Origin of the sequence: Kineococcus sp. DHX-1 (genome assembly GCF_042473625.1) — a bacterium.
In the GTDB taxonomy this organism is placed as follows: Bacteria; Actinomycetota; Actinomycetes; order Actinomycetales; family Kineococcaceae; genus Kineococcus.
In genome coordinates this window covers 4,016,036-4,042,639 of the sequence record NZ_CP170445.1, presented here as the reverse complement: position 1 = coordinate 4,042,639, position 26,604 = coordinate 4,016,036, and the positions used below count along the sequence as shown (strand labels likewise).

Annotated in this window: 28 protein-coding genes; 13 read left to right on the top strand and 15 right to left on the bottom strand. The window is 74.6% G+C overall.

All coding sequences use genetic code 11. The features are described from left to right. Window positions 1-92: 92 nt before the first annotated feature. The 3 genes from ACFEMC_RS19425 to ACFEMC_RS19415 are packed head-to-tail and all read right to left on the bottom strand — an operon-like array spanning window position 93 to window position 3,597. Complete coding sequence (locus ACFEMC_RS19425) at window positions 93-2,279, bottom strand: YhgE/Pip domain-containing protein (RefSeq protein WP_380171142.1); 2,187 nt, start codon at window positions 2,277-2,279, stop codon at window positions 93-95. After that, complete coding sequence (locus tag ACFEMC_RS19420) at window positions 2,276-2,989, bottom strand: ATP-binding cassette domain-containing protein (protein WP_380171141.1); 714 nt, start codon at window positions 2,987-2,989, stop codon at window positions 2,276-2,278. The genes ACFEMC_RS19425 and ACFEMC_RS19420 overlap by 4 nt, the downstream gene beginning before the upstream one ends. Next, window positions 2,986-3,597, bottom strand: coding sequence for a TetR/AcrR family transcriptional regulator (locus tag ACFEMC_RS19415; protein WP_380171140.1), 612 nt, complete (start codon window positions 3,595-3,597; stop codon window positions 2,986-2,988). The genes ACFEMC_RS19420 and ACFEMC_RS19415 overlap by 4 nt, the downstream gene beginning before the upstream one ends. Before the next feature lie 207 nt (window positions 3,598-3,804). Here ACFEMC_RS19415 and ACFEMC_RS19410 point away from each other — a divergent pair, with 207 nt between their 5' ends. Together ACFEMC_RS19410 and ACFEMC_RS19405 are read left to right on the top strand one after the other, a co-directional pair. Beyond that, window positions 3,805-5,652, top strand: coding sequence for a VanW family protein (locus tag ACFEMC_RS19410; RefSeq protein ID WP_380171139.1), 1,848 nt, complete (start codon window positions 3,805-3,807; stop codon window positions 5,650-5,652). Between the two features lie 14 nt (window positions 5,653-5,666). After that, window positions 5,667-6,251: an HhH-GPD-type base excision DNA repair protein gene (locus tag ACFEMC_RS19405; protein ID WP_380171138.1), complete on the top strand. Its 585-nt coding sequence runs from the start codon at window positions 5,667-5,669 to the stop codon at window positions 6,249-6,251. A gap of 7 nt (window positions 6,252-6,258) precedes the next feature. Here ACFEMC_RS19405 and ACFEMC_RS19400 read toward each other — a convergent pair whose 3' ends face one another. Further along, a complete protein-coding gene (locus ACFEMC_RS19400) occupies window positions 6,259-6,570 on the bottom strand; it encodes a hypothetical protein (RefSeq protein ID WP_380171137.1) in 312 nt (103 codons plus the stop codon). 318 nt (window positions 6,571-6,888) lie between these two features. Between ACFEMC_RS19400 and ACFEMC_RS19395 the strand changes: the two genes are divergently transcribed. The 5 genes from ACFEMC_RS19395 (at window position 6,889) to ACFEMC_RS19375 (ending at window position 11,821) form a co-directional block, all read left to right on the top strand. Further along, entirely contained in the window at window positions 6,889-7,641 is a 753-nt protein-coding gene (locus ACFEMC_RS19395) for a YceI family protein (protein ID WP_380171136.1), read from the top strand. Window positions 7,642-7,726: 85 nt separating this feature from the next. After that, the gene (locus tag ACFEMC_RS19390) at window positions 7,727-9,388 is read left to right on the top strand and encodes a SpoIIE family protein phosphatase (protein WP_380171135.1); all 1,662 of its coding nucleotides are present in this window, start codon (window positions 7,727-7,729) and stop codon (window positions 9,386-9,388) included. Window positions 9,389-9,488: 100 nt separating this feature from the next. Further along, a complete protein-coding gene (gene def, locus ACFEMC_RS19385; RefSeq protein ID WP_380176882.1) occupies window positions 9,489-10,010 on the top strand; it encodes a peptide deformylase in 522 nt (173 codons plus the stop codon). Next, window positions 10,007-11,050 carry a tRNA (adenosine(37)-N6)-threonylcarbamoyltransferase complex transferase subunit TsaD gene (gene tsaD, locus ACFEMC_RS19380; RefSeq protein WP_380171134.1) on the top strand — a complete coding sequence of 348 codons (1,044 nt, stop codon included), beginning with the start codon at window positions 10,007-10,009 and terminating at the stop codon, window positions 11,048-11,050. Before def ends, tsaD begins: the two co-directional genes overlap by 4 nt. 66 nt (window positions 11,051-11,116) lie before the next feature. Further along, complete coding sequence (locus ACFEMC_RS19375) at window positions 11,117-11,821, top strand: tellurium resistance protein (RefSeq protein ID WP_380171133.1); 705 nt, start codon at window positions 11,117-11,119, stop codon at window positions 11,819-11,821. A gap of 121 nt (window positions 11,822-11,942) precedes the next feature. Here ACFEMC_RS19375 and ACFEMC_RS19370 read toward each other — a convergent pair whose 3' ends face one another. The 4 genes from ACFEMC_RS19370 to ACFEMC_RS19355 form a co-directional block, all read right to left on the bottom strand. Further along, on the bottom strand, window positions 11,943-13,130 hold the full coding sequence (locus ACFEMC_RS19370) for an AAA family ATPase (protein ID WP_380171132.1): 1,188 nt from the start codon (window positions 13,128-13,130) through the stop codon (window positions 11,943-11,945). A 74-nt stretch (window positions 13,131-13,204) separates the two neighbouring features. After that, window positions 13,205-13,918, bottom strand: a complete 714-nt coding sequence (locus tag ACFEMC_RS19365; protein WP_380171131.1) for an anti-sigma factor family protein — start codon at window positions 13,916-13,918, stop codon at window positions 13,205-13,207. Further along, complete coding sequence (locus ACFEMC_RS19360; RefSeq protein ID WP_380171130.1) at window positions 13,915-14,508, bottom strand: sigma-70 family RNA polymerase sigma factor; 594 nt, start codon at window positions 14,506-14,508, stop codon at window positions 13,915-13,917. Before ACFEMC_RS19360 ends, ACFEMC_RS19365 begins: the two co-directional genes overlap by 4 nt. A 93-nt stretch (window positions 14,509-14,601) precedes the next feature. Beyond that, on the bottom strand, window positions 14,602-15,447 hold the full coding sequence (locus tag ACFEMC_RS19355; RefSeq protein WP_380171129.1) for a DUF4394 domain-containing protein: 846 nt from the start codon (window positions 15,445-15,447) through the stop codon (window positions 14,602-14,604). Window positions 15,448-15,636: 189 nt separating this feature from the next. Between ACFEMC_RS19355 and acs the strand changes: the two genes are divergently transcribed. From acs to ACFEMC_RS19335, 4 genes are all read left to right on the top strand, one after another. After that, the gene (gene acs / locus ACFEMC_RS19350; RefSeq protein ID WP_380171128.1) at window positions 15,637-17,589 is read left to right on the top strand and encodes an acetate--CoA ligase; all 1,953 of its coding nucleotides are present in this window, start codon (window positions 15,637-15,639) and stop codon (window positions 17,587-17,589) included. A 69-nt stretch (window positions 17,590-17,658) separates the two neighbouring features. Next, window positions 17,659-18,660 carry an endonuclease/exonuclease/phosphatase family protein gene (locus ACFEMC_RS19345; protein ID WP_380171127.1) on the top strand — a complete coding sequence of 334 codons (1,002 nt, stop codon included), beginning with the start codon at window positions 17,659-17,661 and terminating at the stop codon, window positions 18,658-18,660. Between the two features lie 268 nt (window positions 18,661-18,928). Further along, window positions 18,929-19,399, top strand: a complete 471-nt coding sequence (locus ACFEMC_RS19340) for a phage holin family protein (RefSeq protein WP_380171126.1) — start codon at window positions 18,929-18,931, stop codon at window positions 19,397-19,399. An 88-nt stretch (window positions 19,400-19,487) separates the two neighbouring features. Then, window positions 19,488-20,342 carry an alpha/beta fold hydrolase gene (locus ACFEMC_RS19335; RefSeq protein WP_380171125.1) on the top strand — a complete coding sequence of 285 codons (855 nt, stop codon included), beginning with the start codon at window positions 19,488-19,490 and terminating at the stop codon, window positions 20,340-20,342. A gap of 206 nt (window positions 20,343-20,548) precedes the next feature. On the opposite strand, the gene ACFEMC_RS19330 is transcribed toward ACFEMC_RS19335, so the two are convergent. Genes ACFEMC_RS19330 through nth form a run of 3 tightly spaced genes read right to left on the bottom strand, consistent with a single transcriptional unit; the run spans window position 20,549 to window position 23,111 of the window. Further along, on the bottom strand, window positions 20,549-21,751 hold the full coding sequence (locus tag ACFEMC_RS19330; RefSeq protein WP_380171124.1) for a MarP family serine protease: 1,203 nt from the start codon (window positions 21,749-21,751) through the stop codon (window positions 20,549-20,551). After that, the gene (locus tag ACFEMC_RS19325; protein WP_380171123.1) at window positions 21,748-22,407 is read right to left on the bottom strand and encodes an NUDIX hydrolase; all 660 of its coding nucleotides are present in this window, start codon (window positions 22,405-22,407) and stop codon (window positions 21,748-21,750) included. The genes ACFEMC_RS19330 and ACFEMC_RS19325 overlap by 4 nt, the downstream gene beginning before the upstream one ends. Then, window positions 22,404-23,111 carry an endonuclease III gene (nth, locus tag ACFEMC_RS19320; RefSeq protein WP_380171122.1) on the bottom strand — a complete coding sequence of 236 codons (708 nt, stop codon included), beginning with the start codon at window positions 23,109-23,111 and terminating at the stop codon, window positions 22,404-22,406. The genes ACFEMC_RS19325 and nth overlap by 4 nt, the downstream gene beginning before the upstream one ends. Before the next feature lie 135 nt (window positions 23,112-23,246). On the opposite strand from nth, the gene ACFEMC_RS19315 reads away from it, so the two are divergent. Then, the gene (locus tag ACFEMC_RS19315; RefSeq protein WP_380171121.1) at window positions 23,247-23,801 is read left to right on the top strand and encodes a hypothetical protein; all 555 of its coding nucleotides are present in this window, start codon (window positions 23,247-23,249) and stop codon (window positions 23,799-23,801) included. Between the two features lie 183 nt (window positions 23,802-23,984). Beyond that, a complete protein-coding gene (locus ACFEMC_RS19310) occupies window positions 23,985-24,650 on the top strand; it encodes a Crp/Fnr family transcriptional regulator (RefSeq protein ID WP_380176881.1) in 666 nt (221 codons plus the stop codon). A gap of 6 nt (window positions 24,651-24,656) precedes the next feature. Here the strand turns inward: ACFEMC_RS19310 and ACFEMC_RS19305 are convergent, their stop codons facing one another. From ACFEMC_RS19305 to ACFEMC_RS19290, 4 genes are read right to left on the bottom strand one after another with little or no spacing between them, the layout of a single operon-like run. Further along, entirely contained in the window at window positions 24,657-25,418 is a 762-nt protein-coding gene (locus ACFEMC_RS19305) for an MBL fold metallo-hydrolase (RefSeq protein WP_380171120.1), read from the bottom strand. Beyond that, window positions 25,405-25,866 (bottom strand): RidA family protein, encoded by a 462-nt coding sequence (locus tag ACFEMC_RS19300; RefSeq protein ID WP_380171119.1) that lies wholly within the window; start codon window positions 25,864-25,866, stop codon window positions 25,405-25,407. Before ACFEMC_RS19300 ends, ACFEMC_RS19305 begins: the two co-directional genes overlap by 14 nt. An 11-nt stretch (window positions 25,867-25,877) precedes the next feature. Continuing rightward, window positions 25,878-26,033, bottom strand: a complete 156-nt coding sequence (locus ACFEMC_RS19295) for a DUF4177 domain-containing protein (protein WP_146149365.1) — start codon at window positions 26,031-26,033, stop codon at window positions 25,878-25,880. Window positions 26,034-26,092: 59 nt separating this feature from the next. After that, complete coding sequence (locus ACFEMC_RS19290) at window positions 26,093-26,452, bottom strand: WhiB family transcriptional regulator (protein WP_380171118.1); 360 nt, start codon at window positions 26,450-26,452, stop codon at window positions 26,093-26,095. Window positions 26,453-26,604: the final 152 nt, after the last annotated feature.

Here is a 26,604-nt window from a genome sequence, read left to right as displayed (position 1 = left end):
CCCGGAACGGGGCGGAAAACACTCTTTCCGCCCTCGAAACGACGTTTCAAGGGCGGAAAGAGTGTTTTCCACGCGGGTGGGGGAGGCGTTCCTCAGAGGGTGAGGGAGGGGTGGAGCTTCGCGACGGTCCAGGTGCGGCGGCGGTGGCAGGCGAGGACGGTGACGCTCAGCGCCAGCACCCCGAAGGCGGCGAGCACGCCCGCGTCGAGGAGCACGGGGCCCGCGGCGGCGCCGGTGACGAGGTGGCGCAGGCCGTCGGCCGCGTACGACATCGGCAGGAACGGGTGCAGCGCCTCGAAGAACGTCGGCGACGTCCCCACGGGGTAGGTGCCGCCGGCCGACGTCAGCTGCAGGACGAGCAGCACGAGGGCGACGAGGCGGCCCACCCCGCCCAGCAGGGCGTTGAGGCACTGGTGGATCGCGGTGAACACCACCGCGACGAGCGCGGCGAAGGCCACGGTCGCGACGGGGTTCGGCGAGGCGATCCCGACCGCGAGCAGCAGCACCAGCCACAGGACGACGGCCTGGGCGACGCCGAGCAGGGCGCCGGGCACCCAGCCGGCGACGGCGGCGCGGTAGGACGACGCGGTCGAGGCGAGCGCCCGCGGCGAGACGGCGCGCAGCACCATGTACGTCACCATCCCGCCGACCCACAGCGCGACCGGCACGAACAGCGGGGCGAGGCCGTCGCTGTAGCGGGGGACGGCGTGGTCCTTGACGCGGTCGGCGGCGACGGGGGCGGCGACGACGCCGGCGCGGTCGGTGGCCGCGTCACCCGTGTAGACGGGCACCTTGCCCTGGCCCTCCGCGAGCTGGCTCTGCAGGGAGCCGGCGCCGTCGGCGAGCTGCTGGGTGCCGTCGGCGAGCTGACCGGCCCCGTCCTTGGCCTTCGACGTCCCGTTCAGCAGGGCGGTGGCCCCGTCGTCGACGCGGGCCGCGCCGGTGGACAGCGCGGACGCGCCGTCGGCGGCGCTGTGGGCGCCGGTGGCGAGCTGGCGGGTGCCCGTGGCGAGGGCGTCGGCCCCGTCGGCGGCATTGGCCACGCCCTGCTGCAGGGCGGGGGCGGCCGCGGCGAGCTTCCCGGCTCCCGTCGAGACGGCGGACGCGCCGTCGGACAGCTGCCGGGCGCCGGTCGCGAGCGCGCCGACCTGCTGCTGCACCTGCTGCCCGATCCCGGCCACGGACCCGTCCGCGAGCGCCTGCTGGGCCTGCTCGAGGCTGCGGACGGTCGCGGCGAGGTTCGCGTCGTCGGGGTTGGCGGCGGACAGCTGCCGGGCCTGGGTGAGGAGCTGGTCGACGAGCGGGGACAGCTGCTGGGCCTGCTGGAGCGCGGGCAGGACACGGTTCGCGGCGCCGGCCACGGCGTCGGCCCCGTCGGCCACCCGGCCGGCGCCGGTGGCGACCTGCGAGGCGCCGGCGGACAGCTGCGCGGTCTGGGCGGGCAGGTCCTTCGTCGCCGTCCGGAGCTGGTCGAGCCCGGTGGCGAGCTGGCCCGCTCCGTCCGCGGCGCCGTCGGCGCCGGTGGCGACCTTCGCGGTCCCGGTGGCGAGCTGCGCGGACCCGCTGCGCAGCTGGCCCGTGCCGTCGACGAGCTGGGCGGCGCCCTTGTCGAGGTCGCCGAGGCCGACGACGAGCGACCCCGCGCCCTCGTCGGCCTTGCGGGCGCCGTCGGCGAGCTGACCGGCCCCGTCGGCCGCCTTGCCGAGGGAGTCGTGGATGGAGGAGAACGCGACGTAGACGTTCTCGAGGTAGTTCGTCGTGGCCCCGGTGGCGACCTTGGTGCGGATCGTCGTCGCGATGGTGTTCGTGACCTGGCCGAGGATGTAGTTCTCGGCGTCGTCCGTCGTCACGGACAGCTTGGCCTGCTGGGGGTCCGCGCCGCCGGTGGAGGCCAGGGCGGCGGAGAACCCGGACGGGATGCGCAGGACGGCGGCGTAGTCGCCGTCGCGCAGGCCCTCCGCGGCCTGGCTCTCCGTGGCGGTGCGCCAGTGGAACCCGGCGGCGGCGTCGGGGCCGGTGAGCTGCTCGACGAGTTCCTTCCCCGCGTCGACGGTGCGCGGGGACCCGTCGACGCCGGTGACGGTGGCGGGCACGTCGGAGTTCACGACGACGGCCTGCAGGTTCCCCAACCGTCCCACCGGGTCGGTGTTGGACCACAGGTACAACCCGCCGTAGACGAGCGGGACGACCACGACCGCGAGGATCGCGAGCTTGGTGATCGTGGCCCGCCGGAAGCGCGCGAGTTCCAGACCGGGGAGGGAGAACCGGGGCAGTTTCACTGTTCGTCCTGGAGGTCGAGGAGGATGCGGCCGTCGGCGGAGTGCCACGGGATGTCGGAGGAGTCGGAGCAGCTGGCGAGGATCGTCAGGCCCGTCTCCTGCAGGGCCGTCAGGGACGACCAGGCGCGTCGCCGGTCCTCGTTGCGGCGCAACGAGTCCACGTCGTCGACGACGAGCACGTCGGGACGGCCGATGAGGGCGAGCACCACGCCGAGCGTCATGCGCTCCAGCGGTTGCAGGTCGCTGACGAACTCCCGCGGCCGCAGCGGCGGGGCCTGGACCCCGTGGCGGGCCGTGCGGTCCAGGACGTCCTGGACGCGCTCGAGCTGCTGGGCGACCTGGTCACCGGAGACCCACGGCCGGTGCCAGGGCCGGTGCAGGACGAGGCGTTCGGCGATGTGCTGCTCGACGGTGAGGGCGTCCTCGAGCTCGTTGACGCCGCGGACCTCGGCCAGGGCGACCCGGCGCCGGACCTTCGCCGCCTTCTCCGGCAGGGGTTCGCCGAGGACGGTGAGCGACCCGCCCGTGGGTTTCATGCGCCCGGCGAGGGTCAGCAGCAGGGACGTCTTGCCGGCCGAGGCCTGGCCGCGGACGACGAGCGTGGTGCCGGCGGCGACGTCGAGGTGCACGCCGGAGAACACGGTGCGGCCACCGGCCTGCAGGGTCAGGCCCTGGGCGCGCACGACGGGGGTTCCCGCGGGGTCGTTCACGCGGGCACCTCCTCGGTGAACGTCTGGAGCGCGACGGTCAGCAGGCGCGGCCCGATCCCGGCGGGTTCGCCGAGCAGGTGCGCCGCGACGAGGCCCTCGTGGGCCGTGACGAGCGCGCGGACGAGGTCGTCGGCGGGGACGGTCGGCCGACGGCCGATGCGTTGCAGGGCCTCGACGAGGACGGGGGCGAGACGGGCGCGCAGTTCGGAGCGCTGCTGCGTCAGGGTCGCGGCGGCCTCGGTGTTGCGCAGGGCCTGCGCGGTGAACTCGGTGCGGACCGCGTGCCACTGCCGGTCCACCGGCAGGACCTCCAGGACGTGCGCGACGAGCTGGTCGAGGTCGGTGCCGGGCAGGCCGCCCGCGAGGCGGTCCTCGACGCGCGCGACGAGGGCGCCGGCCTGGTCGGTGTAGAGGGCGGCGACGACGTCGTCCATCGTCGCGAAGTTGGAGTAGAACGCGCCGCGGGTGTAGCCCGCGCGCTCGCAGACGTTCTCGACGCTGCTGCGGGCCAGGCCCTGCTCGCCGAGCACCTCCAGGGCTGCGGCCAGCAGGCGGGCTCGGGTCTCGGCGCGGCGCTTGGTGGTGCGCGCGTCGGTCGTGGTGGTCACGTGACCACGGTAGCTCGCGGATACACACTGCATCAAGTGCGGATTGCATCGAAAGCGTTGTGCATCGAATGCGGACTGCATCGTGATGGGACCGTGCCCCGGAGATCGGCGGGACGGCCCCGGACGGACCTGGGGAACTCCTAGGCTGTGCCCGCGCGGCCACGTCCCGTGATCCGCGCGCGGGGGAGCGAGCGGGGGAACGACGCAGTGTCGAACGACGCAGGGTCGAGCAGGGACCAGCCGGCGCAGCAGGAGACCGGACGACCGAGCGTCGACCGGCCACGACGGCCGTGGTTCCGGCGGCCGACCACCTGGGTGGGGCTGGGTGTCGTCGTCGTCGCGGGCGGGTACTGCGCCGCGGCCCTCGCCCTGGGTGGCCAGGCACCGCGCGGGACGACCGTCCTGGGCACCGACGTGGGGGGTCAGGACCGCGCGGCCGTCGAACGCACGCTGTCCGGGCGCGCGCAGGAGCTGTCCACCACGCCCGTGGCCCTGCAGGTCACCGGCGCCGGCGCGTCCGCGACCGAGGAGGTCGTGCCCGGCGAGGCCGGGCTGGCCGTCGACGCCGCCGCCACCGCCGACCGCCTCACCGGCCCCGCATGGGCGCCCGCCGACCTGTGGCGCCACCTCGCGGGCGGGACGACGCAGGCGCCGGAGGTCGACGTCGACACCGGGGCCCTGCGGACCGCGCTGCAGCCGCTCGCCGACTCCGTGGCCGTCGCCCCCGTCGAGGGGGCCGTCACGTTCGACGTGCGCGAGGACGGCAGCGTCGAACCGGCCGTCACCGCCCCGGCGGAGGGGCGCGCCCTCGACGTCGACGCCGCCGCCCGCGCCGTCACCGGCGGGTGGCTGAGCGGCCGCCCGGTGACGCTGCGGGCCGCTGTCGCGCAGCCGTCCGTCGACGCCGCGGGGATCCAGTCCGCCGTCGACGCGATCGCGCGGCCCGCGGTGGCCGGGAACCTCGTCGTCGCCGGTGGGGGCCGGGAGGCGACCCTCGCCCCCGCCGCGTTCGCCCGGTCCCTCGCCGTCCGGCCCGTGGACGGGACGGCGACCCTCGTCGCCGACGGCGCCGGGTTGCAGGCCGCCCTCGTGGCCGCCGACCCGCAGTTCGAGAGCGCCGCGCAGGACGCCCGCATCGAGATCGTGGGGGAGTCCCCCCAGGTCGTGCCCGCCGTCGCCGGCCGCGCCGCCCCGCCCGAGGACCTGGCGAAGGCCGTCACGGGCGCCCTCACCGGTGAGCAGCCGACGCGCCGCGCGGAGGTGCAGCTCACCGAGTCCCAGCCCGCGCTGACGACGGAGGCGCTGCAGCAGCTGGGGATCACCGAGCGCATCTCCACCTTCGCCACCACGTTGACGGCGAACAAGGGCCGCACCGAGAACATCCGCATCGCCGCCTCGCACGTCGACGGCACGATCCTGCGCCCGGGGGAGGAGTTCTCCCTCAACGACACCGTCGGGGAGCGCACGCCCGAACGCGGGTTCAACCGCGCCCCCGTCATCTCCGGCGGCCGGCTCGTCGACGACTACGGCGGCGGCGTCTCGCAGCTGTCCACCACGCTGTTCAACGCGGTGTTCTTCGGCGGCCTCGACGAGATCGAGCACAAGCCGCACTCGTTCTACATCTCCCGCTACCCCGAGGGCCGGGAGGCCACGATCGACTGGCGCAGCATCGACAACCGCTTCCGCAACGACTCCGGCCACGGCGTCTACGTCCAGGCCGGGATCGTCGGGAACCAGGTGGTCGTCTCGATGTACGGGACGAAGTTCATGGACGTCACGGCCGAGAAGTCCGCGCGGCGCAACGTCAAGCCGCCGCGGACGATCTACGACACCTCCGGCGGCTGCAAGGCCAGCTCCGCGACGGCCACGGGGTTCACGGTCGACGTCACGCGCGTCATGACGCCCGTCGGCGGCGGTGCGCAGCAGCGGGAGACGTGGACGACGGTCTACAACCCCGAGAACCGCATCGTCTGCGGACCCGACCCCGCGACGGTGCGGCCGAGCACCCCCGCCCCCTCCAGCCCGGCTGCCCCTCCCGCCACGCCCGCGCAGTAGGGCACGATCGTCCCGTGCCCACGGTTCACCTGACCCAGGACGAGGCCGCCGACGACCTGCTCTCGCGGGACCCGCTGGCCCTGCTGGTCGGCATGCTGCTGGACCAGCAGGTGCCGATGGAGTGGGCGTTCTCCGCCCCGAAGCTGCTGGCCGAGCGGATGGGCGCGCAGGTCCTGTCGGCGCACGACCTCGCCGCGGCCGACCCGGGGACCGTCGAGGCGTGGTTCAAGGGGCCGCCGGCGCTGCACCGGTACCCGGGGTCGATGGCCAAGCGCGCCCAGGCCCTCGCGCAGGCCCTCGTCGACACCTACGACGGGCGCACCGAGGACCTGTGGACGGGGGTCGCCGACGGCAGGGAGCTGTTCAAGAGGTTGTCGGACCTGCCCGGCTTCGGCGCCCAGAAGGCCAAGATCTTCGTCGCCCTGCTCGGCAAGCGGTACGAGGTGCGGCCGGACGGCTGGCGGGCGGCCGCGGGCGACTACGGCGAGGAGGGGGCCTACCGGTCGGTGGCCGACATCGTCGACGCCGAGTCGCTGCAGAAGGTGCGGGCCACCAAGCAGGAGGCCAAGCGGGCCGCGAAGGCGGCCAAGGGGTCCTGAGGCGCCCTCAGAGGGGCAGGACGTCCAGGTCGACGGCGCGGACGGGCCACAGGTCGAGGTCGAAGTGGACCCCGGGCAGCGCGTGGTTCAGCTCCGACTGCAGGCGGAACCCCTCGCTGGCGTACGTCGTGCAGGACGACGGGGAGTCCCACCCGCACAGGTCGACGGGGTGGTGCTCGTCGAAGTAGGCCTGCCAGGCCAGCAGACCCGTGCGCAGGTGCTCGTCCAGACCCAGGTGGTCCAAGTGCGTGGGGCTGAGGACGAAGCCCCCGAGGTCGGCCGGCGCCCACACGGGCGTCGGGGCCAGGTAGTCGCTCATGAGGCGCAATCGCTCAAGTCGCTCAAACGGCACGCGTCGAGGGTAGGCCCTGCGCGGGGGTGCTCCGGACCACCGCGGACGGCACCGCTCCGCCTGCGCCGCAACGTTTGCAACGACGCATCGTCGTAGTTGAGAGGTGGACGACGTCGCCCTGGGTTCGCGCCCCGTTCACCTCCTGGTCGTCGCAGCTCCCGGCGTCCGTCCAGGTGGTTCCCGGCCCTCCGGCAGGGTCGCGGGTGAACCCCGGGGCCCGCCGGTTCCGTGTACCCGGTGACACGACGCCCCGACCGGACGGCGTCACGACTCCCGGGGGTCCCCATGAGCAGCACCAGCACGACCGACAGTCCCTCCCGCTCCACCGGCCCCGGTCGTCCGCGCCGCCGCCGGCTGTGGACCGGGCTCGCCGTGGTGGTCGTCCTCCTCGTCCTGGCCGCCGTCGTGGGTCCCCGCATCTACGCGGAGGTCGAGGGCGGCAAGGCCGCGGCTCCGCTGGTCAGTGCCGGGTCCACCCCGAGCGCGACCGCCACCGCGGCCTCCACCGACGCCGCGCTCAACGGGGCGTGGGCCATCACGAGCGGCGGCACCGCGGGGTACCGCGTCGACGAGGTCCTCAACGGCCAGAACGTCACCGTCACCGGCCGCACCAGCAAGGTCACGGGCTCGCTCACCGTCGACGGCGGACAGCTCACCGCGGGGACGGTCACCGTCGACCTCGCGAGCGTCGAGACGGACTCCAGCGCCCGCGACGGCCAGTTCCGCGGCGCCGACATCATGGACGTCGACCGCTTCCCGACCGCGGACTTCGCCGTGACGTCCCCCGTCCCGCTCGGCGGGCTCGAGGTCGGCTCGACCATCGCGGTCCAGCTCACCGGCACGATGACGCTCAAGGGCACCACGAAGGACGTCACCGTCCCGGCCACCGTCCAGCGCACGGCGGAGAAGGCCGTGACCGTCACGGGCTCGCTGCCCGTCACGTGGTCCGACTACGGCGTGCAGGCGCCGAACCTCGGCTTCGTGTCCGTGCAGGACGCGGGGACCATCGAGTTCTCGGTCCCGGCCGTCCCCGCCTGACGACCCGCCCGGCGGTGTCCCCGGCGAACCGGTGGATGCGCCGGATCGCCTGCGGGACAGGGTCGCTGGTCCCTACTGTGCTGGCATGTCGTCCGCGGGAGCGGTGGACCCGCTGCTCCTGCGTGCGTGGCAAGAGGTCTCCGAGGGAACCATCGTGCTCGACGCGCAGCAGTGGCGCGTCGAGCACGTCAACGCCGCCGGCGCCGCCGTCTACGGTCTCGCGCCGTCGCAGATGGTGGGCCGGCTGCTGTCCGACGTGTTCCCCACCGCCGTCGGCAGCGACTTCCACGACGAGCTGCGCCGCACGCGCGCCGAGGGCGGGCTCGTCACCTGGACCGGGCCCGTCCCGGGCACCGACCGGTGGATCGCGGTCCGGGCCCAGCGCGTGGACGGCCCGGACGAGCAGCAGACCGTCCTGTGCTCGTTCCGCGACGTCACCGCCGAGCGGGCGCTGGAGGTCGAGCGCGACGCCCTCACGGGATCACTGCAGCGGTCCCTGGAGAACACGACGCGGTTGCTGCGGCTGTCCGAGGCGCTGACCGCCACGCGCACGGTGGCCGACGTCGCCGAAGTGGCCGCCGCTGCCGCGCGCGACGGGTTCGGCGCGACCTACGCGGCGGTGTCCGTCGTCGACCACGACCGCCAGGTGCTGCGCACGCCCTTCACGGCCCGCTACGCGCCCGGGGCGCAGGAGCACTGGCAGGACGTCCCCCTCGACGGCCCCGGCCCAGGCCTGGTCGCCTTGCGCGACGGGCAGCCGCGCTTCGACGACGAGGCCGCCCTGCGGACCCGGTTCCCCGAGCTCGCCGACCGCTGGGACGTCTCGCGGGCCCGCTTCGTCGCCACCGTCCCGCTGCTGGCCGCCCGCCGCAGCGTCGGGTTGCTCACCGTCGTCTGGTGCGAGGACGTGGACCTGCCGGAGGGGCAGCGGGCCATGCTCGTGGCCCTCGCCTCCTACACGACGCAGGCGCTGCAGCGGGCCCTGCTGCTGGCCGAGCGCACCGCGACGGCCCGCACGCTGCAGAACTCCATGCTCACGACGGACCTGCCCCAGGTCGGCGGCCTCGAGCTCGTGGCCCGGTACGTCGCCGCGCACACCGAGGACCAGGTCGGCGGCGACTGGTACGACGGCGTGCTGCTCCCGGACGGGACGACGCTGCTCGTCATCGGCGACGTCGCCGGCCACGACATCACCGCGGCCGCCGAGATGGGGCAGCTGCGCATCGCCCTGCGCGCCCTGGCCGTCGACCGCGACGACCCGCCCGCCCTGCTGCTGGACCGCCTGGAGTCCGTCGTGGACTCCTTCCGCGCCGACGCCATCCTCGCCAGCTGCCTCGTCGTGCGCGTCGAGCAGGACGCCGCCGCCCGCGCCGCGGGGGTCCGGGTGCTGCGCTGGGCCAACGCCGGCCACCCGCCGCCCGTCCTCGTCCTGGCCGACGGCACCGCCCGCGTCCTCGACGCCGATCCCGACCTGCTCCTCGGGGTGGGGGCGGGTCACCGCACCGACCACGTCGTCGAGGTCCCCGCCGGGGCGACGCTGCTGCTCTACACCGACGGCCTCGTCGAACGCCGCGACGAGGACCTCGACGCGGGGATCGAGCGGTTGCGCGGCAAGGCGTCCGGCCTGGCCGGCCCCCACCTGGACACCGCGCTGGACGAGCTGCTCGCGGAGGTCGAGGACGGGGGCCCGGACGCGGGCGGAGACGACGTCGCGCTCCTCGCGGTCCGCTTCCACCCGCAGCCCTGACCTACGATCACGTGTCGTGAGCTCCCCTGAAGACCCCGCGTCGACCCCTGTCGAGCCGGCGGAGCGGACTCCCGTCGTCTTCGAGGGCCGCACGGGCGTCGTGCACCCGATCACGCGGTACTTCACGCCCGTGCTGCACCGCCCGTGCACGCCCGTGACGGCGTTCGACGACGACCTCGTCCAGCTCGTCGCCGACATGTTCGCCTCGATGGACGCGGCTGACGGCGTGGGTCTGGCCGCCAACCAGATCGGCGTCGACGCGCGCGTGTTCGTCGTCGACTGCCCCGACGCGGAGTCGGAGACGACGGGCGAGAACGTCGTCGCGCACGTCGTGAACCCCGTGCTGCACCTGCCCACCGGCCGCAAGCGCCGGCTCGACCTCGACGGCGAGGGCTGCCTGTCCGTGCCCGGTGAGTACGCCGACCTGGCCCGCCCCGACACCGCCGAGGTCCGCGGCGTCGACGTCCACGGCCAGCCCGTGCGCATCGTCGGCACCGGCCTGCTGGCGCGCTGCCTGCAGCACGAGAGCGACCACCTCGACGGCGTCGTCTACGTCGACCGGCTGCCCGCGGAGGAGCGCGCCGAGATCCTCGAGGCCGCCGGACTGCGGGCGCCGGCGTGATCGTCCTCGGCGTCGAGTCCAGCTGCGACGAGACCGGGGTCGGCCTCGTCAGCGAGGGCGTGCTGCTCGGCGACGCGCTCGCCTCGAGCATGGACGCCCACGCCCGCTTCGGCGGTGTGGTCCCCGAGGTCGCGGCCCGTGCCCACCTCGAGGCCATCGTCCCCGTCCTGCACGAGGCGCTCGACAAGGCGTCGCTGCAGCTGTCCGACGTCGACGCCGTCGCCGTGACCGCCGGGCCCGGGCTCTCGACGGCCGTGCAGGTCGGGCTGGCCTCGGCCAAGGCGCTCGCGTTCGCGCTCGACAAGCCGCTCTACGGCGTCCACCACCTCGCCGGGCACGCGGCCGTCGACGTCCTGGAGCACGGGCCGCTGCCGTCGCGGTGCGTGGCGCTCGTCGTCAGCGGCGGGCACACGTCGCTGCTGCTGCTCGGCGACCTCGGCCGCGACCCGATCGTGCACCTCGGCGACACCATCGACGACGCGGCGGGGGAGGCCTTCGACAAGGTCGCCCGCGTGCTCGGGCTCGGCTACCCCGGCGGGCCCGTCGTCGACCGCGTGGCCCGCGAGGGCGACCCGAACGCCATCGCCTTCCCCCGCGCGCTGTCCCGGCCCTCGGACCCGGCCTACGGGTTCTCCTTCTCGGGGGTCAAGACGGCTGTCGCCCGCTGGGTCGAGGCCCGCGTCGACGCCGGCGGTGAGGTGCCCGTCGCGGACGTCGCCGCGAGCTTCCAGGAGGCCGTCGCCGACGTCCTGACCCGCAAGGCGCTCGCCGCGTGCCGCGAGCACCGCGTGGACACGCTGCTCCTCGTCGGCGGCGTGGCGGCGAACTCGCGCGTCCGGTCCCTGGCCGAGGAACGTTGCGCCGCAGCGGGTGTGCAGCTGCGCGTGCCGCCGATCCGGCTGTGCACCGACAACGGCGCGATGATCGCCGCCGTCGGGGACCTGCTCGTCCGCGCGGGCGCGCCGGCGTCGGGGCTGGACCTCGGGGCGGACCCGTCCGCGCCGCTCACGGGCGCGCTGCTCGCCGGTCCCTGGACCTGACGGCACTACCCGGGGCAGCCGTACGTTGGCTGGGAGACAGTTCCCCGGACGAAAGGCGTCGGACCCGTGGCCATCGACTACTCGAAGAAGGCGAACAGCCCCGAACCGCCCGCGGGCGGTGGAGGTGGGGGCGTCTCGCTCTCGAAGGTGACGCTGACCAAGTCCGCGCCGAAGGTCTCGCTGTCGAAGTCCGGTGCCACCGGCGGCACGCTGCGCGTGCACCTGGCCTGGAACGCGCGTCCGGCCGGCGCCGCCCCCGCCTCGGGCGGCGGGTTCTTCTCCAAGCTCAAGGCCGCCGCGGCCCCGCAGTCCGGGATCGACCTCGACATCGGCGCGCTGTACGAGTTCTCCGACGGCTCCAAGGGCGTCGTGCAGGCCCTCGGGAACGCCTTCCGCGACCGCGGAGCCGGTGACCCGGTCGTCTGGCTCGACGGTGACGACCGCACCGGCGGCGGCGGGGAGAACCTCTTCGTCGACCTCGGCCAGGCCGCCCGCATCAAGCGGGTCCTCGTCTTCGCCTTCATCTACGAGGGCGTCCCGAACTGGGCCGCCGCCGACGGCGTCGTGACCCTGCACCCCGCCTCGGGTCCCGAGATCGAGGTGCGCCTCGACGAGCACGACGACCGCTCGCCGATGTGCGCGATCGCCCAGATCGTCTCCGACGGCCGCGAGGTGTCCGTCCAGCGCGAGGTGCGGTACGTGCAGGGCGGGCAGCAGGCCCTCGACGAGGCGTTCGGGTGGGGCATGAAGTGGCGGACCGGGCGCAAGTGAGGCCCTGACCCCTTCCGTCGGGTGGGTCCGCGCGGCCGCGGGATTCGGACCGTCGGCCTCTCGCTCCCGGTCAACGGGAGCGAGGGGCCATCGATGGCTGGAGAAGCCGGTCCGCCAGCTGTCAGGTGCCGGCAGGACCGTCCAAGTCCATGTACCGCCGCATGAAGCGGTCGAACTGGGGAACGGTGAACTTCGCGTAGCCGTACCGGGGGGTGTAGAGCAGCCCCTTGTTGATGAGCCGCGCTCGCAGCGGAGCCACCTGCTCAGAGGACCTCCCGAGCACCGCCGCGACGTCGGCGGCCTTCTGGGCGGCCGGACCGAGTTCCGCCATCGCCCTGAGGTAGCGCTCCTCCTCCTGCGTGGACCGCTGGACTCGGGCGCGGAAGAAGCTCTCGTCCAGTTCGGCCTCGACCGTCACGCGGGCATCCACCGCGTCCTGGTGGGTCACGGTGGCCCCCGTGGCGATGTTCCAGACGGCGCGACCGTACTCCTGGATGAAGTACGGGTATCCCTCGGTGTACGTGACGATCTCGTGGACCGCGGCAGGGTCGAAGGTGACGCCTTCGGCCCTGGCGGGCTCCTCGAGCGCTTCGGCCGCGTGCTCGCCCAGCTCCCCGATCGTGGGGAACTTGAACAGCCGTTCGGCGTAGGACTTCGCCTCGCCGGCGAGTCCCGGCAGCTGGGGCAGCCCGGCACCTGCGAACGTCACGGGCAACTGCTTGCGCACCGTTCGGTGCACGGCCCCGATGAGCGCCTCGAGCTCGGCACGTGCGAGGAACTGGACCTCGTCGAAGAGGAAGACGACGCCCCGTTCCCGGTCCTGAGCCGCTTCGCCGACCGCTTCGAAGACGTCGGCGAGGTCGTCGTTGAGGCTGCCGGAATCACCTCGGCCGAAGTCCGGCTCGACGTCCAGTCCGCCCGTCAGCGTCCCGTCCGGCTGCACCGTCAAGGAGAAGGACTTCAAGACCCCGGCTGCGGCGCGTGCCTTCGCGCCCCAACGGGCGCGAGGAGACACCTGCAGCAGTGCGCGGCGTGCGAGGTTCGCCATCTGGGGGCCGAAGGGGGTGTTCTTCGACACCTCCGTCTCCACGGCAACCCAGTTCTCCTCCGTCGCGATGCGGTGGTACTCGCCCAGGAGGACCGTCTTGCCCACGCCGCGAAGGCCCGTGACGACCATGGACTGCTCCGTGTACCCGCGGGTCAACCGCTGGAGCAGCACCCGGAAGTCGGCGACCTCAGTCCGACGCCCAGCGAGGAAGCGCGGCGGCGCGCCGGCGTTGGGCGTGTAGGGGTTGGTCCTGCGGTCCACAGCACGACCTTGACACGCTTAGCCAGGTTTAACAAGAAGGCGAAAACCAGGCTCAAGTCGTCAAGGTCGTTGGCCTAGGCGCGGGGGAGCGGCAGGGTGAGGACGGTCGCGCCGGCGTCGTCGAGCACCTCGAACCCCGTCGCGTCGTCGCGCAGGACGGCGGCCTGCATGTCGCACGTCAGCTCCCCCGCCCCGACTCCGAGGAACTCCCCGGCCGGCCGCGTCGCGCCGTCGGCGGTGCGCACGACGGCGCGGTAGGTCCGTCCGGCGGCGAAGCCGGACGCCTCGAACGTCACCTCCACCCCCCACGTGTGCGGCACCACGACGGCGGGCGCGTCGGCCCGCACGCCCGAGGCGACGACGGTCAGCGGCAGCTCCTCGACGGCCACCGCGGGTGCGGGGTCGCGGGTCGCGACCTGCCAGGTGACGCCGGTGGCGACGCCGGCCGCCACGACCGCGGCGGCCGCGGGGACGAGGGAGGCGCGCAGCCGCCGCGTCCTGGATGCGCGCCGTTCCCGGCGGTCGCGCAGCACCGACTCCTGCCGGACGGCGGCCAGCACGCGGTCGCCCAGCTCCCGGGGCGGTGCCGCCTCGCCCGGCAGCCGGTCGGGGTCGACGAGGCGCAGGTCCGCGCGCAGCGGTTCCAGCTCGGCGAGCTCGGCGCGGCAGTCCGCGCACCCGTCGAGGTGGGCCTGCACCCGGGCGGCGTCGACCGGAGCCGTCATGCCGAGGGCGTGCATCCCCAGCAGCTCGCGCAGCTCCCGGTGCTCACCCTGCTCCTCGCTCACGGCTCCACCCCCATCTCGTCCATCGCCACCCGCAACGCCTTCAGCCCGTAGAAGACGCGGCTGCGGACCGTCCCCACGGGCACCCCCAGCTCGGCCGCCACCTCGGCGGGCGGCCGGTCCCGCAGGTACGTCTCGACGACCGCCGTCCGGTGCTCCGGGGACAGCCGCCGCAACGCCTCCTCGACCACCCAGCCCCGCAGGACGTCCTCGCCGGGGTCCCCGCCGACGGCCCCGGGGGTCCCGTCGCTGAGGTCGGTGACGTCCGCCACCAGCGCACCCTGCCAGGGTCGCGCCCCCGCCGCCCGCACGTGGTCGAGCAGGGTGTTGCGGGCGATGGCGAACAGCCAGACCCGCAGGCTCGCGAGCGCCGGGTCGTAGCGGTCCGCCGCCCGCCAGGCGCGCAGGAACGTCTCCTGCACGACGTCCTGCGCGGCCGCCGCGTCACCGAGCCCGCGCAGCGCGAAGCGGTACAGCTCCGCCCCGTGCGCCGCGTAGGCGCGCGCGACGTCGGCCTCGTCCCGCAGTCCGTCGGCCCGGCTCGCGTCGTCCTGCACCGTCGAGCCGCCGCGCCGTCCCTGGCGCCGTCCCATGCTCCTCCGTCCGTCCTGCTCACCCCGCCGGGGCCGGGTCCGGCAGACCCCCTCAGCCCGCCGGACCCGGCGTCCGTCCGTCTCAGGACGGTGTCAGGACAGGCGCAGCGCCAGGTCGGTGACCTTCGCGTCGATCGTCCCGACCGGCGTCGCCGCCCCCGTCAGGAGCGAGACCCGGTACAGCTGCGAGCCCTTCGCCGAGTCCTTCGTCGAGGGGACCGCGAGGTACCCGGTGGTGCCGGTGATGTCGAAGCCGACGCTCCCGGAGACGTCGACGCCGAGCTTGCCGGTGGGCGCGAGCGTGCCCGAGTTCGCCGGGGACTGCACCGCGACGACGTCGTCCTTCGTGCCGATGACGAACAGCGTCGTCGCGGTGGCCGGGTCGGTGTCGTTGTTCGTGTAGGCCGCGGCGGTGACGCCGGTGGTCGTGCCGGCCGTGGGCGGCGTCGTCAAGGGCGTGTCGGCGACGGTGGCGGGGTAGCCGGCGTCGGTGCGGGCGAAGGACTGCCGCAGGTTCTGCCCGCTGTCGGAGACGATCCGCAGGGCGTTGGCGACGGGGTTGAAGTCGACGCCGAACGCGCTGCCCTGCAACGGGACGGTCAGCTGCAGCACCTTGCTGGCCTGCGCGGCGTGGACGTCGAGGCGGTAGACGCCGCCCCGGTCGCCGACGCCGTAGACCTGCTTGTCCTGGATCCGGGCGTCGATGCCGACGAGCTTCGTGTCACCGCTCAGGCCCTTCAGGGTGCCCGTCGTCTTCACGGCGCCCGCGGTGGCGGTGGAGAACGTGACGAGGCGGGTGCCGTCGACGAGGCCGACGGCGCGGGGCGCGTCGCTGCGCCCGTGGCCCGATCCGCCGCCGGTGGCGGAGGCGGTGGTGGAGCCCAGGCCGACGAGGGCGATGGCGGCGGCTGCGGCGGTGATCGCGGTACGGGGTCGCACGGGGTTCCTCCTGCTGGTCGGGGTGGTCCGGACCCGGCGGGGGCCGGGTCGGGGGTGTGTACGCGGCTCGCGCCGGCGGCGTTCAGCGCGACGGCGGATTCCTGCGCGGACGACCCGCAACGCGCCCGCAACCGTCGACGGCTAACCTCGTCGCGTACCCGCGAGAGCAGGCTGTCGAGGAGGACGTCCGTGAGCACGCCGCAGGACCAGTCGACGACCCAGGCCACCGTGCCGCCGAGCCCCGAGTTCGCGGCCCAGGCCGTCGCCCAGGCCGACCTCTACGAGCGGGCCGCGGCCGACCGTCTCGGGTTCTGGGCCGAGCAGGCCCGCGAGAACGTCACGTGGGACACCGACTTCACCGACGTCCTGGACTGGTCGGGCGCCCCGTTCGCGAAGTGGTTCGTGGGCGGCAGGCTGAACGTCGCGGTGAACTGCGTCGACCGCCACGTCGAGGCCGGCAACGGCGACCGCGTCGCGCTGCACTTCGAGGGCGAACCCGGCGACACCCGCGCCGTCACGTACGCCGAACTGCACGAGCAGGTCCAGCGCGCCGCGAACGCGCTGCAGGCCCTGGGCGTGCAGGCCGGTGACCGCGTCGCGATCTACCTGCCGATGCTCGTCGAGTCCGTCGTCGCGATGCTCGCGTGCGCGCGGCTCGGGGCGGCGCACTCGGTCGTGTTCGGGGGTTTCTCCGCCGACGCGCTGAACTCCCGCATCAACGACGCCGAGGCCAAGCTCGTCATCACCTGCGACGGCTCCTACCGCCGCGGCAAGCCCACCACGCTCAAGCCCGCCGTGGACGCCGCCCTGGCCAAGGGGGCGCCGAGCGTCACGAACGTCCTCGTCGTCCGCCGCAACGGCGAAGACGTCGACTGGGTCGAGGGCCGCGACGTGTGGTGGCACGAGGCGCTGGAAGCTGCTGCGCCGCAGCACGAGGCGGAGGCGTTCGACGCCGAGAACCCGTTGTTCGTCCTCTACACCTCGGGCACGACGGGCAAACCCAAGGGGATCCTGCACACCTCCGGCGGGTACCTCGTCCAGACCGCGTACACGACGAAGAACGTGTTCGACGTCAAGCCCGAGCGCGACGTCTACTGGTGCACCGCCGACATCGGCTGGGTCACCGGCCACAGCTACATCGTCTACGGCCCGCTGGCGAACGGCCTGACCCAGGTCGTCTACGAGGGCACCCCGGACACCCCCGACAAGGACCGATGGTGGTCCATCGTCGAGAAGTACGGGGTCACCGTCCTCTACACCGCGCCGACGGCGATCCGCACCTGCATGAAGTGGGGCGAGGAGCACCCCGCCAAGCACGACCTGTCCTCGCTGCGCGTCCTGGGCAGCGTCGGGGAGAACATCAACCCCGAGGCGTGGAACTGGTACCGCCGCGTCATCGGCTCGGACCGCACGCCCATCGCGGACACCTGGTGGCAGACCGAGACCGGCGCGCAGATGATCGCCCCGCTGCCCGGTGTCACCGCCCTGAAGCCGGGGTCGGCGCAGGTGCCGCTGCCGGGCATCGTGGCCGAGGTCGTCGACGACGCGGGCGAGCCCGTCGGGCCCGGCCAGACCGGCTACCTCGTCCTCACCGAACCGTGGCCGGCGATGCTGCGCGGGATCTGGGGCGACGAGCAGCGGTTCAAGGACACGTACTGGTCGCGGTTCCCCGGCCGCTACTTCGCCGGCGACGGCGCCAAGCGCGACGACGACGGCGACATCTGGCTGCTCGGCCGCGTCGACGACGTCATGAACGTCTCCGGGCACCGGTTGTCCACGGCCGAGATCGAGTCCGCGCTCGTCTCCCACCCCGACGTCGCCGAGGCCGCGGTCGTCGGCGCCACCGACGAGACGACCGGCCAGGCCGTCGTCGCCTTCGTCATCCTGCGCGGCGGGCACGAGCAGGGTCCGGACACCGTCGCCGACCTGCGCAACCACGTGGCGAAGGAGATCGGCCCCATCGCCAAGCCCAAGTCGATCATGGTCGTCGCGGAGCTGCCCAAGACGCGGTCGGGCAAGATCATGCGCCGCCTCCTGCGCGACGTCGCCGAGCACCGCAAGCCCGGGGACGTCACCACGCTCACCGACTCCTCGGTGATGGACGCCATCTCGGCGGGGATGGGCGCCACCGCCCAGGACTGACCCACCACCTCCACCGCACCCCCTCCTCCGACCGGCGCGTCGGGGCAGGGGGTGCGTCAGTGTGGAGAGGTGCCCCGCGAACCCCGTCCCCGCAGCGCCGCCGCCCTCGCCGGGACCGTCGTGGCGACCGGGGTCGTGGCCGCCGGAGCGGCCGTCGTGGGCGCACCGGACTGGTTCGGCCTGGCCGGGGAGCGCCCCTTCGTCTGGACGGTGCCGTTCCGGGTGCCCGTCGGGCTCGGCCTCGCCGGTCTCGCGGTGCTCACGGGTCTGACCGGTCTGCGGTGGCGGCGCACGCTGCCCGCGGCGACGGCCCTGGCCCTGGCCGCCGCCGGGTCCCTCGGGACGACGTTCGTCCGCGGGGTGTCCGCCGGTGAGCTGCCCGCCGCCCGCACCGGGGACGTCACGGTCCTGGCCGCCAACGTCTTCCTCGCCCGCGCCGACCGCGAGGGTGTGGCCCGCCTCGCCGTCGACGGCCGGGCCGACGTCGTCTCCCTGCCGGAGTCGACCCGTGAGTACGCCGACGACGTCGCCACCCGCATCGAGAGGGCCACGGGCGCCGGCGTGCAGGTGTTCTTCCGCGACGACCGCGACGGCCGCTTTGGGACGGCGCTGCTCGTCGCGGACCGGCTGGGGGAGTACCGGGCGACCGGGGAGCTGACCGACGGGGTCAAGGCGGTCGTCACGGCGGCGCCGGTGTCCGGGCAGGGACCGGTGCTGGCCGCGGCCCACACCGCTGCGCCCGTGCCCGAGCTCCTCGCGCCGTGGGCCGTCGAGGTGCAGGCCGTCGCCGACTGGTGCGTACGCACGCCCGGGGCGCTCCTGGCGGGCGACCTCAACGCGACCCTGGACCACCCCGGGCTGCACCTGCGCGGGTCCTGCGTCGACGCGGGGGAGCAGACGGGCACCGGGGCGCGGGGCACCTGGCCGGCCGGGCACTCCGCTCTGCTCGGCGCGACGATCGACCACGCGCTGGCCGACGGGAACCGTTGGCGGGCGGTGGGATCGCGCGTCGAGACGCTGCCCGGCAGCGACCACCGGGCGTTGCTGTCGCGGTGGCGGCCGGTGGGCTGAGAGCGCGTCCGTTGCTCCGAACGGGGGATTCCGGTCTGCGGATGCGTCCCGTTCGTGAGAACGCCGCCGGAAAGAGGTTGAGAGCCGTAGGGTCGTCCTGGTCGTCGCTCGTCCCCCTGTACGAGAGCGACCCCTGCGTCGCCGTCGGTCCCCCCGCCGACGGCGACGCGCTCACCCTGGCGGTGCACGGCCCGACCGGTGCTCCTAGGGTTCTCCCCGGCGCCCCGTCTCCTGCGCGGGTAGCGCGACCGGGCCTAGGAGGATCTCGATGACCACCCTGAACGACCGCGGTGTCGGCGCACCCGAGCGCACGATCGGTCAGCTCGTCGCCGACGCGACGAAGGACATGACCGAGCTCGTCCGCTACGAGATCGCGCTCGCCAAGGCCGAGATCACCGCCGACGTCAAGAACGGCGCCTTCGGTGGCGCCCTCTTCGCCGTCGCCGGGCTCTTCGGCTTCGTCGCCTTCGTCTTCCTCGGGATCACGGTCGCGTTCGCCCTGCACGAGGGCGCCGGCTGGGACGTCTGGCTGAGCTTCCTCGTCGTCGCCGCCGCGATGCTCGTCGTCGCCGGCATCGCCGCGGGCATCGGCTTCGGGCGCATCAAGCAGGTCCGCCCGCCCGAGCGCACCATCCGCACGTCCAAGGAGAGCATCGCCGCCATCAAGGCCGCGGCGACCGGCAAGCCCGTCTCCAAGACCATCACCGGGCGTCCCGACGCCCGCGGCATCGGGCACTGAGCCGGCACTGAGCGACCGGCCCGCTACGCGAGCGGCCGCCACCGACGTCTCGGCCGTCCTGGTCGAGGGTCCGTGGCGGCACCGCCTCGTGGCGGCGCACGGAGCGCGGTTCCACGTCGCCGAGCTCGGTGAGGGGCCGCTCGTCCTGCTCCTGCACGACTTCCCGCAGTTCTGGTGGGCCTGGCGCGCCCAGCTCGTCGCTCTCGCCTCGGCCGGCTACCGCACCGTCGCGATGGACCTGCGCGGCTACGGCGCCTCCGACAAGCCTCCGCGCGGGTACGACACCCCGACCTCCGCGGCCGACGTGGCCGCCGTCGTGCGGGCCCTCGGGGAACGCGACGCCGTCGTCGTGGGCCTCGGCATCGGCGGCCGGACCGCCTGGGCCCTGCCCTCCCTGCACCCCGACCAGGTCCGCGGCGTCATCGCCGTCGGCGCCGGCCACCCCCTCCTGACCCGGCACGTGCTGCGCGACCGCCTCAGTGAACCCACGGGCCTGGCCGCGACCCGCACCGCCCTGGCCCGGCAGCTGCCGGCGCTGCCCGAACGGTCCCTGCTCCACGGCGACGGCGTCGCCCGCGTCCTGCGCGAGCGCTCCGGCCCCGGCTGGCCCGGCGACGAGGACGTCGCCCGCTACCGCGAGGCCGTCCGCGTCCCCTTCGTCGCCCACTCGGCGCTGGAGTACCACCGCTGGATCGCCCGGTCCGCCGTCCGCGCCGACGGCCGCCGCTTCGCCGCGGCCCTCCGCGACGGCACCGACGTGCCCGTCCTGCAGGTGCGCGGCGAGCTCGACCCCACCGTCTCCCGCGCGACCCTCGAGGCCGGCGCCCGCTTCGCCCGCGGCCCGCACCGCCTCGAGGAGGTGCCCGGCGTCGGGCACTACGTGCCCGAGGAGGCCCCCGACCGCCTCGCCTCCCTGCTCGCCGGGTGGCTCGCCCGCTGGTGAGGTGGGGCGTCGGGGGTCGGGATCGTTGTCCAGCGCTGGCGCGCTGGCTCCAGCAGCCGGCTCAACTGGTGAGCCCGTCGACGCTGCGAGCCCATCGGGCCGGCGACCCCGGGGTGGGCTCGCTGTCCAGCGCTGGCGCGCTGGCTCCAGCATTCGGCTCTGAGGCCGAGCGCGATGCGTCAACGACTCCACCCCTGGCCGCGCGGTCACTCCCGCGCGCAGCCCCCGGTCCCCACGGCGTCGGTGCGCGAGCCCGCGGCGGCCAGGACGGCGTCCAGCTCGCGCGGCGTCAGGGCGTACCCGGTGTTCGCGTCGTCGAGCGACTTGGCGAACACGACGCCCGCCACGCGGCCGTCCGCGGTGAGCAGCGGCCCACCGGAGTTGCCCGGCTGCACGGTCGCGTAGACGGAGTAGACCTCGCGCAGCACGTCGGACGTGTCGAAGATGTCGCGGCCCTGGGCCTGCAGCACCTGCCGGATCCGCGCGGGCTCGGCGCGGTAGGGGCCGTCGAGCGGGTAGCCGGCGACGACGGCCGCGTCCCCGGCGGACAGCTGGTCGGCCCGGGGCAGGGGAGCGACGTCGAGACCGGGGACGTCGAGGACCGCGAGGTCGCGGCCGGGGTCGAACGCGACGACGGTCGCCGGGTAGCGCCGCGACGACCCACCCGGCTGCACGACGGGGTCGGTGACACCCGCGACGACGTGCGCGTTCGTCACGACGCGGGCGTCGTCACCGAGGCGGGCGGCGACGAACCCGCTGCCCTCGAGGCCGCGCTGGCAGCTCTCGGCGACACCGGTGATCTTCACGACGACCGCGAGGGGCTGCTGCAGGGCCTGTGGCGCCTGCCCGTCGGGCGCCTCGACGGGCGCGATGGGTTCGGGGTCCAGGCCGGTGAAGACCCGCGGGAAGCCGCTGGCCTGCGCGGCGGACCAGAACCGGGTGAGCAGGTCGTCGGCGGCGGGCGGCACGACCCGGTCGGTGGCCGCGACGACGCGGGACCCCGTCACGGCCTGCACGACCGACGGCAGCGGCGCCTGCCGCGCCGCGCCCGCGACGACCCACAGGACCAGCAGCGTCGCGACGGCCGACGCCACCGCGCCGAGCAGGGCGTCGAGCACCCTCGCGGGCTTCCACCGCACGACGGACCGGATCCGCGCCGCCACCAGCCCCAGCACGACGCGGCCGACCACGGCGAGCGCGACCGTCCCCAGCACCACCGCCAGCGTCCGCTGCAGCCCCGTCTCCCAGCCGCTGACGACGGACGGCAGGAAGACCACACCGAGGGCCGCCCCGCCGACGAGGCCCAGCAGGCTCGCCACCCCGACGAGGAACCCCTCGCGGTACCCGGCGACGACCTGGGCGAGCAGCAGGAGGAGCAGGACGAGGTCGAGGACGTCGGAGCCGGTCACGCGCTCGCCCCCGCCCACTGCAGCGCCTCGTCGAGGGTGATCGTCTGCGCGTCGACGGGGGGCGGCGGACGCAGGCCGCCGAGGTCGAGGACCCGCACGAGCACCTCCGCCGTGAACCCCCACACGAGCAGCCCGTGGACCGCGAAGGCCGGCCCGGTGTAGCCCCCCGGTCCGCGCAGCCGCCGCTCGGCCGCGAACAGCTCGGCCAGCGGGACGCTCTCGACGCGCGCCACCTCCGAGGGGTCGACGACGCCGACGGGCCCGCGCTCCCGCCAGTGCGCCACGACGGGGGTGACGCGGTGGCCGGAGTGCGCCAGCCCGAGGGGCGGCAGCTCCCCGAGGACGTCGACGCCTGCGACGGCGAGCCCGGTCTCCTCGGTCGCCTCGCGCAGCGCGGTGGCGGCGGCGTCCGCGTCGCCGGGGTCGGCGCGGCCGCCGGGGAACGCCACCTGGCCGGAGTGCTGACGCAGCGTGCCAGCGCGTTCGGTGAGCAGGACCTCGGGTCCGGACGGGCCGTCACCCAGGAGCACGAGGACCGCGGCGGGCGTCGAGGTCCCCGCGAGGCGGCGGTCCTCCCGCCACTGCAGGTCGGCGGCCGTCACACCCGGCAGGCGTGAGGCCAGCGGAGCCAGCCACGGCGGCAGGGCGCCGCTCACGCGAGCGCCGGCTGCTTGACGAGCGCGGCGGCCTTGACCGGGTCCATCTCCCCGATCCCACCGGACGGGCACAACCGCAGCACCGGGCAGGCCCCGCACGCCGGTCGCCGGCTGTGGCAGGTGCGTCGGCCGTGGAAGATCACCCGGTGGTTGAACATCGTCCAGTCCTTGCGCTGGATGAGCGCCGCGAGGTCCGTCTCCACCTTCACCGGGTCCTCGTGGGTGGTGAAGCCGAGCCGGCGGGACAGCCGGCCGACGTGGGTGTCGACGGTCAGGCCGGGCACGCCGAAGGCGTCGCCGAGGACGACGTTGGCCGTCTTGCGCCCGACTCCGGCCAGCCGGACGAGGTCGCGCTGGCGCGGCGGGACGAGCCCGTCGTGCTCGGCGACGAGCTGCGCGGACAGCTTGAGGAGGTTGTCGGCCTTGGCGCGGAAGAACCCGGTCGGCTGGACGAGCGTCTCCAGCTCGGTCCGGTCGGCGGCGGCCATCGCCGCCGCCGTCGGGAAGCGGGCGAAGAGCGCGGGCGTGACCTGGTTGACGCGCCGGTCGGTGCACTGGGCGGACAGGACGGTCGCGACGAGCAGCTCGAACGGGGTCGTGAAGTCGAGCTCGCAGTGGGCGTCGGGGTAGCGCTGGGCCAGCAGCCGGTGCACACGCCGGGCGCGGCGGGTCCGGGCCAGTTGCGTCTCCACCAGCGTGCTCACCGTGGCGAGCCTACGGGCGCCCCACGACACGCGCCGTCACCAGGCACGCCGGACGGACTCCCGACGGGTGACGGCACACCACCGGGAGGGTGATGGTCCGTCAAGAGCCCTCCGACCTGCGACGACACGGCTGTCATGGCACCGCGCGATCCCGAGTCCCCCGACCTGCCCGCCCTCCTCTCGCCCGAGGCGTTGGACGGCCGGTTGGAGCCCGTCCTGTCGGGCGTGCTCGAGGCCGCCGACGAGCTGAGCTGCCGCCGGGCCGTCCGCGTGGAGCTGGCCGAGCTGCCGCTGCCCGCGCTGCGCCGTCGCCGCGCGCTGCTGCAGGAGGAGGTCCGCCGCGTCCAGCACTGGCACCGCCTCGTCCGCGCCCGCCGCGACCTGCTCGTCGCGACCGCCTGCGGGCCCGAGGAGCTGCACGTGCCGGTCGAGGCCGCCACCCACGGCGGGCCGCTGGAGCACCACCTCGAGCCGGCGCTGGCGGCGCTGGACCCGGCCGAGGGGCTGCGCGGCCTGCTGCTGCTGGACCGCCCGATACGCGGCGGGGGCCTGCCGGAGCAGCTGCGCGAGCTGTCGGACGCGCAGATCAGGTTGACCGAGTACGAGAACGCGCTCCTCGCCGAGCTGGCCGTCGCGACGGACGTGCTGGCCGAGCGGTGCCGCACGCTCTTCGGGACCGCGGCCCCCTGAGGGGGGACGGCCTCGACGGTCACTTCCGGTCGCGGTGGGGCAGACTGTCTCCGCGCGTGTCCGGGTGACGCGCGTCACGGGACTGGCAGGACGCGGCACGGGAGGTCGTTCGTGGAGCACGAGGTCGAGCGCGGGACGGACGTCGATCGTCCCCTCGAACGTGCCGGCGACCGGCTCGGTGACGTGGTCCGCAGGGCGCCCCTGTTCGCCGCCCTGGACGACGAGGCGGCCGGCGAACTGCTGGAGTCGATGGAGTCGGTCCACCTGGACCGCGGGCAGCAGCTGTTCGGCGAGGGTGAGGCCGGCGACCGCGTCTACGTGATCCGCACCGGCAAGATCAAGCTCGTCCGCAGCTGGCCCGACGGCCGGGAGAACCTCCTGGCCGTGCTCGGGCCGGGGGAGATGTTCGGCGAGCTGTCGCTCTTCGACCCCGGACCACGCACCAGCTCGGCCCGCGCGGTCTCCGAGTCCGAGCTCATCGCCCTGGGCCACGACGACATGCTGCGCTGGCTGGCGCGCCGCCCCGAGGTCGCGCGCCACCTGCTGCGCGCCCTGGCCCAGCGCCTGCGGCGGACGAACGTCGCCCTGGCCGACCTCGTCTTCACCGACGTGCCCGGTCGCGTCGCCAAGGCCCTGCTGGACCTGTCCCGCCGCTTCGGCCGGCCCATCGCGGACGGTCTGCTCGTCGCGCACGACCTCACGCAGGAGGAGCTCGCCCAGCTGGTCGGCGCCTCCCGCGAGACGGTCAACAAGGCGCTCGCCGACTTCGCCTCCCGCGGCTGGCTGCGGCTGGAAGCGCGGGCCGTCGTCCTGCACGACGTCGAGCGGCTGGCCAAGCGCGCGCGCTGACACCGTTCAGGGCTGCTGGGCGAGGAAGTCCAGCTGGGCCCTGATCGACTGCGCCGCAGCCCACTTCAGTGTGCTCTCGAGCTCGCCGTGGACGGCGACGAGGACGTCGTCGACGCCGCGGTGACCGGCCGCGAGGGCCCGGCGCACCTGCTCCAGACGGTCCAGCCGGTGCTGCCGCTGCGTCGTCAGCGCGGCCCGCGGGTCCCGGACGACGGGCCCGTGACCGGGCAGGACGACGTCGGCGTCCAGGGAGAGCAGCAGGTCGAGGGAGCGCAGGTAGTCGCCGAGGTCCCCGCCCTGGTCGACGCCCTGCTGGTGGCCGGTCGCGATGACCGTGCTGCCGCGGCCGAGCAGGGTGTCGCCCGTGAGCAGCTCGCCGGTGTCGAGCAGCACGCAGACCGAGTCCGACGTGTGGCCGGGGGTGGCCAGGACCTGCAGGCGCAGGCCGGCGACCTCGTGCGTCCCGGCCTCGCGGACGACGGGGGCGGGGTGCTCGGCCAGGAACGCGTCCATCCCGCCGACGTGGTCGTGGTGCCGGTGCGTCCCGACGACCAGCGCCACCCGGCGCCCGGCGAGGACGGTGGCGACCGCGGCCCGGTGGGCCGGGTCGTCCTCGCCCGGGTCCACCACGACGGCCTCGCCCGACCCGGGCGACGACAGCACCCAGGTGTTGGTGCCGTCCAGGGTCATCGGGCCGGCGTTGTCCTCCAGGACGCAGGTGGCCCGGTCGGTGACCGGACCACCTGTCCACACCTCAGGACCGGACACGCACCGTGATCTCGACCTCGACGGGGGAGTCGAGCGGCAGGACCGCGACCCCGACGGCGCTGCGCGCGTGCTGACCGGCGTCGCCGAAGACGTCCTGCAGCAGGTTCGAGGCGCCGTTGACGACCCCGGGCTGACCCGTGAAGGAGGGGGCGCTGGCGACGAAGCCGACGACCTTGACGACGCGTTCGATGGCGTCGACGCCGCCGGCGACGCTCGCGGCCGCCGCGATGGCGTTCAGCGCGCACGTCGCCGCCAGCTGCTGGGCCGTGTCCGCGTCGACGTCCGCGCCGACCTTGCCGGTGACGGCGAGCTGCCCGTCGACGAACGGGAGCTGCCCGGACGTCAGGACGAGGTCGCCGTCGCGGACGGCCGGCACGTACGAGGCCACCGGCGCGGCGACCTCGGGCAGCGTCAGCCCCAGATCGGCGAGGCGCTGCGACGCGCTCACGGACGGGGCGGTCACTGCTTGGGCCGCTTCAGGTAGGCGACGAGGCCGTTGCCGTCGGGCCCGGTGACGACTTGGACGAGCTCCCAGCCGTCACTGCCCCACTGGTCGAGGATCTGCTTCGTCGCGTGGACGATCAGCGGGACGGTCGCGTACTCCCAGGTGGTCATGGCGGCCACCGTAGTGGCCGCCCCCGACACGACCCAGGGGTCCCGTCCCCGACCCGTCGTCAGACGGCGGCGACGACCTTCGCCGACTCCGGCGCCTGGTCCGGCGACGTCGTGCCCGACCCCGTGACCTCGCCCGCCGCGGTGCTCAGCGCGGCGTCGCGGGCGGTCTCGAGCAGGCGGCGCCAGGACTGCACGTTCGGTCGGCGCTTGAGCAGCGCGCGGCGTTCACGCTCGGTCATGCCGCCCCAGACGCCGAACTCGATCCGGCTGTCCAGTGCGTCGGCCAGGCACTCGGTGCGCACGGGGCACCCGCCGCAGATCTGCTTCGCACGGTTCTGCGCCGAACCCTGCACGAACAGGTCGTCCGCCGTGCTGGCCTTGCAGGCCCCACGACTCGCCCACTCCAACGTCCACGCCATCGACGGCCCCTCCCGTCAGCGTCCTCGCCGGCCGGAGGCCGCAGCGGCCCCGGTTCCCCCCGGTTCGGAACGATCCCTGTGAATCTCCGTGAGTGCCCACGAGTGGGCACCCCCGCAGCGTATGGTCGGCCGCGCGGGCCCTCCCAGAGCCT